Genomic DNA, 5,408 nt, shown 5'->3' on the forward strand with positions numbered 1-5,408 from the left:
GCGGGGTAGGCCGTGGCCATGAGACAACTGGCAGCCCTACCGCCAGCTGGCTCATGGCTGGAGGCAATCCCCCACGTGCCTGTGCGGGTCCAGAAAGCAGACACTCGGTGACTCCAGTGCCCAACAACCAGTCGAGCAACGATTCCAACCAAAAGTGACAAAGACCCGCAGCCTCATAGTCGTTCCACCCTAGTTTACTCAAACGTAGGCTTGTAGAACGAACGGTTATCCAGCGGGAATACGCGCTCGGAGAACTCGCCTGGCGTAGTCTTCGACATCACGCGGTTCAGCATATTCATCTTCGCATCAATATTATCAATATAATGAAGAATCTCCGCTTCTTTCAACATTGGACGCTTCGGACTGCCCCACTCCTCTTTACCATGGTGAGACAACACCATATGCTGAAGCAACATCACTTCCTCACCGTCAATCTCCAACTCTTCTGCCGCCTTGGAAATTTCATTGACCATAATCGTAATATGACCTAGCAAGTTCCCTTCAATCGTATACTGCGTACCGACTGGACCTGACAATTCGATAACCTTTCCGATATCATGCAAAATAATTCCTGCATACAACAAGTCTTTATTCAACGTCGGATACAACTCCGCGATCGCCTTACCTAGCTTCAACATCGAAACTACGTGATCAAGTAAGCCAGATACGTAGTCATGATGGTTCCTCGTAGCTGCTGGATACAACACGAAGTCCTGCTGATGCTTCTTCAGTAAATGACGAGTGACACGCTGAATTTGCGGATTTTTCATTTCAAAGAAAAACTGCATCAATTCATCTAGTAATACTTCCTTGCTTTTTTCAGAAGACGGCACTAAATCTGCAATTGTCACACCCTCATCTTCTTTTACAGGACGGATGGCTTTAAGTCGAAGTTGATTTTTCCCACGGTATTCATGGATTTCTCCACCTACTTTTACGATGGTTGCCCCCTTATATATCTGGGCTTGTTCTTCACCCGCATCCCAAAGTTTCGCTTCAAGATCTCCACTTTTATCTTGCAGAATCAATGTCATGAATGGACTCCCCTGCTGTGTGATGCCTTTTGTTGCCTGCTTAATCAATAAATACATGTCGATCGTTTCGCCGACTTGATAGTCAAGTAGTTTTTTCATCAGTGGATCTCCCCTTTTACTTTTGGTCCAATCTCAATTGTATGCGGTTCACTTAGCCATTTCGATTTCATTTCTTGATGGCAAGTAAAATACAGAAATTGATGAGATGGCTGTAACTCAGTAAGTATGTCTATCATACGCGAAAGTCGCTCATTATCAAAGTGAACAAATGGGTCATCCATTATAATGGGAAACGGTGCGCGCTCTAATAATTCATACGCTAACGCTAGTCTCAATGAAAGATAGGCTTGTTCTTTTGTAGCTTGACTGAGCTCATTCATCATGAACGATTGTCCTTCAGCAGTGATTGCCTCAAAATAACCTTCCACTGTTAAACCGAGCGTCGCGTATCGATTCCTCGTTAAACGGCTGAACCAATTATTGGCCTGTATGAGAACCGCCGGTAATTGATGTTCTTTCCACTCACTCATCGTCTGCCGAATCGACTCACGGACAGCTTTGCGGATTACCCATTGTTGCGTCAGTTCTTCCAGCTCTGCTTTTCGTACTTCGAACAATTGCTGAAGCTCACTATACGTTTGACTGGCACCCATTTGCGAGATTTCATGACCTACCTTGACTTGCTCATCAACAAGTACCTCCACTTCTTGACGAATCATTTGTAGGCGGTTCGTCGTTTCGCTGCGCTGCCGTTCAAGTTCTGGTATGGTCCATTCTTTTACTAATGGTTCCTTACTATATAAGGACAGCTGGGCTTCTACTTCTTTCAGCTGTCGTTTCAGCAATTGTGCCTCTTGATCTTGCTGATAGGCTGTGTAAAATGGCTCTTTTTCCGATACGCCAACCTTATCGAACAAATTTTGAATTTCTGTTGCTGTCTTTTCCAACAACTCATGCGTTTCTTGTAATTGCTCTTGGATTTCAAGTACTGTTTGTTGTTTGCTCAGATGCTTTTCTTGCAAGCTATCCTGACGAAGTAGTTCCTGGCGAATCCGTTCGAATAAACTTTCTTCCGCAACAGGTCCAAGCATATTTTCCACTTCTTGGGTCAGCGATTGCAATTGTTGCGTCGTCGTTTGCAAACGTTGCTGCCATGTTCTCTGATCTATTTCCGCATCCTGGAACTCACGCAGTAAACGGAAGCTTTCCTCAATATTGAATGTCAGATCGAATGGTTCATCTCGCATCAGTTCTTGCAACTTCTTCACCGCTTGTTGTTTCTGGTAATGAAGTTGTTCCATTTCTTCCGCATAATTCTGTAGTTTACGATCCAGTCTTTCAATCTCCGTTGACACTTGCCGTTGATCGCGCTGTTGCCGATCATCACGCTCAGCCAATCTTTCGAGTTCTGCTGCTAACGCTTCATTATTTCGAATGAACGATTGCTGATCTGCTACAGAATCTGGTCGTTGTTTCCATAACCAAGCACCGATCCCCACAACTATTAGGCCGAGACCTGCGAACAACCATTGCTGCTGCAAAATACTATATACCCCGATCGCTAGTCCAATGAGCAAAATCACTATCGGAACCAGTTGATTCGATGCCTGCTTATCTCCCGCAGATACAATGAATTTTGCCTCCGCAAGTTGACGTTGCAATTGGGGCCATTTTGCTAGTTTCGCTCGCTCCGATTCAGTCAATTGCAAACGGTCATTACGTTCTTTTCGTTGCTCCGCTTCTTGGCGCTCATTTTCCGCTTCTGCCAACAGACGTTGTAATGCTTTTTGTTGCTGATCCAGTTCTTTCTGTTCTTCAAGGATCGGTTCAAGTTGGCGTTCGCGTTGTATGGAGACGTCTATCTGCCCTATCGACAACTGCTGATCCTCAGTTAATCCTAAGCGGTTGCTGAACTGTTGCCGTTTCTTCTCAAGCAAACGAATTTCCTGTTCAGCAGATAGTCGATCTGTACGCAACCGATGCCATTCCGCTTCTTGTGCCACCCAGCGCTCTAACTGCCGCCGCTCATTGTCAGGTCGCAAATCAATTAATTTCGATTGCCACTTTGCCTGTTCTTTCTCTAGGCGTGTTTTCTTTAATTGCAATTCTGATTGTTTACTGGCTAATTCTTCATAACGCCGGATTCCTGCTGCCGGGAATTCATCCGACGTATGAGAAAGTTGTTCAAGTAATTGATTGCGCTGTTGCTGCAGCGGAACGATTTGCATGGCGATTCGTTGTTCTTCAGACTGTTTATAAAGGCGTTGTTCTTCCAACCGTAATGCTGCTACTTGCTCGTCGAGTTCTAGCTTGCGAATAGTCAGAGGTTCATACGTCGATAGCTTCTGCTGCTCTTTTTGCATCGCTTGTTCAAGCTCACGTATTTCAGCCATTTTTTTATTCATCGGTGGTATTTTTCCAGATTTTTTGAAGAGGCCACCCATTTCTTTCTCCATCTTCTTTTCCACTTTCCAAAGTGTATCAAGACCAGTCGTGCCGGAAGCAAGTAATGTACGGCTTAAATCATTTTCATCCATTTTCTCAAGATCTTGCAACTGGAATAAGGAGAAAGAGAAAATTGATTCAAAAGCTTGTCGGTCATAACCTCTTAATAACCTCTTCAGTTCCTCTTCCTCCGCCATACGCCCATCTTCAAAACGGATTAAAACGTCACCTGAAGATTTTCCACGCACCCGTTCAATCATCCAATTACCGTACGCCTGATCTTCTATATAGAGACAGCCGCCATATTTACCACCTGTTTTCGGCTCATAACGCAACTCCTGTTGATTCTTTTGAGGAAATCCAAATAAAATATGAAGGATGGCTTGCTGAATCGTCGTCTTCCCCGCTTCATTCGGTCCATACAAAAGATTCATACCAGGTCGCAAATCAATTTCCAAATTCTCATGCTGACCGAATCCATAAAGAAGTATTTTACGGATTTTCATTTTAGCCCTCCTTCAACATTTCATTCTCCAGCAATGCGGTTGCCTGCTGTTTCAATCGCTCAAAATCAGCTGGCGTCAGTGCTTCTAAATAGCGACCGGCTTTATGGTTGTATACTTCTTTCGCCAAGTCATTCCAGTCATCCGCTTCCCAAGAGGAAATGGTTTTTTCCACCGGTCCCAGTAATGAATTCGGAACTACTGAATAACTAATTTTTGGCCATTCAATTGCTGTAATCCACACGAAAGGTTCCATAGCTTCATACTGTTCGCGCAAGATGTCGAGCCATTCTGCGTCCGCTCTAACCAAGTCTGTTGTAAGGCCTTCCGTATGTTCCATCACTAACTCCACGACGACACTACCAGTTTCAGCTGTCAGTTGATCAATCGCTTCCTGACAAGCAGAAATCCAGTCATCTGCGTATTCGATTCCTTTGCACGAAACAGTCAATGTAGTGAATACAACATCGGATGCGGCTACAAATTTCATGGAATCATTAATAGGCGTCAACGAGACATCATAAAAACCTTTAAGACCTTGCTCATTGCGATGCCGGCCTTGAATATTGCCAGGGTAAACAATCGGCGGTTCTTGTGATAATACTTGGCGCTTATGAATATGTCCAAGCGCCCAGTATCTGTAGTGCTTATCCTGTAATTCACCGATTGTAAACGGTGCATACACAGCATGCTCAACGTCTCCTGCCACACTTCCATGCAATAGACCGATATGTATTCCCTCACTAGCTTTAGGATATTGCCTAATCATCGATTCCTTAACATGGCGCTGTGGGTAGCTGAAGCCGTGTAAATAGATTATTTCGTCACGAATCATCAATTGCTTTTGCTCTACTAGTTCAGAAAAAACATGTACATTTTCAGGCAATGAAACTCTAGTCCATCTGCCTGCTAGGTGGTCGTGATTTCCATATGACAGATAGACCGGGATATTCACTCTTTGAAGTTGTTGCATACCTTGTTGGAAACGAATTTGCGCACGTAAGCTACGATTTTCACCGTCATAAAGGTCACCAACAATGACAATGAAGTCCGGTCGTTCTTTAACTGCGTAGGCTATGAATCGGTCGAACGCGGCAAATGTAGACTGCTGCAGTCTGGCTAACTCGTCCGGTCCTGCTGAGGCCATACCTTTAAAGGGGCTATCCAAATGCAAGTCGGCTGTATGTAAAAAACGTATGGGTTCCATAGGTTGCACCTCTTCCACGAATACTCGTTCCTATTTTACCATATTCAATCAATTGAGGGAAAGGTGGATACGCAAAACAGAAGTGACGAGAATGCACCGTTGATTGACGTTCCAGGCTGACGCGATCCACGTTCATCCACTATAAAAGTAGGTTGGAAGCGGAAGCTGGCGGCGACTCCCGATGGATCAGCCCGATCAGGTGAGACAACTAAAGGAACG

At 44.6% G+C, this 5,408-nt stretch carries 3 protein-coding genes; all 3 read right to left on the reverse strand.

What is annotated here, in order from left to right:
• Nucleotides 1-194: 194 nt before the first annotated feature.
• The 3 genes from yhaM to CSV74_RS16345 are packed head-to-tail and all read right to left on the reverse strand — an operon-like array spanning nucleotide 195 to nucleotide 5,189.
• Entirely contained in the window at nucleotides 195-1,133 is a 939-nt protein-coding gene (gene yhaM / locus CSV74_RS16335) for a 3'-5' exoribonuclease YhaM (protein ID WP_029054121.1), read from the reverse strand.
• Complete coding sequence (locus tag CSV74_RS16340) at nucleotides 1,133-3,985, reverse strand: ATP-binding protein (RefSeq protein WP_099692445.1); 2,853 nt, start codon at nucleotides 3,983-3,985, stop codon at nucleotides 1,133-1,135. The genes yhaM and CSV74_RS16340 overlap by 1 nt, the downstream gene beginning before the upstream one ends.
• 1 nt (nucleotide 3,986) lies before the next feature.
• A complete protein-coding gene (locus CSV74_RS16345) occupies nucleotides 3,987-5,189 on the reverse strand; it encodes a metallophosphoesterase family protein (RefSeq protein WP_099692446.1) in 1,203 nt (400 codons plus the stop codon).
• Nucleotides 5,190-5,408 lie beyond the last annotated feature (219 nt).

This window comes from Sporosarcina sp. P19 (genome assembly GCF_002743165.1).
GTDB classification, from domain to species: domain Bacteria; phylum Bacillota; class Bacilli; order Bacillales_A; family Planococcaceae; genus Sporosarcina; species Sporosarcina ureae.

What these genes read in the sequence shown, in the direction of transcription:
- yhaM (WP_029054121.1), bottom strand. Translation starts at nt 1,133, where the DNA reads ATGAAAAAACTACTTGACTATCAAGTCGGCGAAACGATCGACATGTAT.
- CSV74_RS16340 (WP_099692445.1), bottom strand. Translation starts at nt 3,985, where the DNA reads ATGAAAATCCGTAAAATACTTCTTTATGGATTCGGTCAGCATGAGAAT.
- CSV74_RS16345 (WP_099692446.1), bottom strand. Translation starts at nt 5,189, where the DNA reads ATGGAACCCATACGTTTTTTACATACAGCCGACTTGCATTTGGATAGC.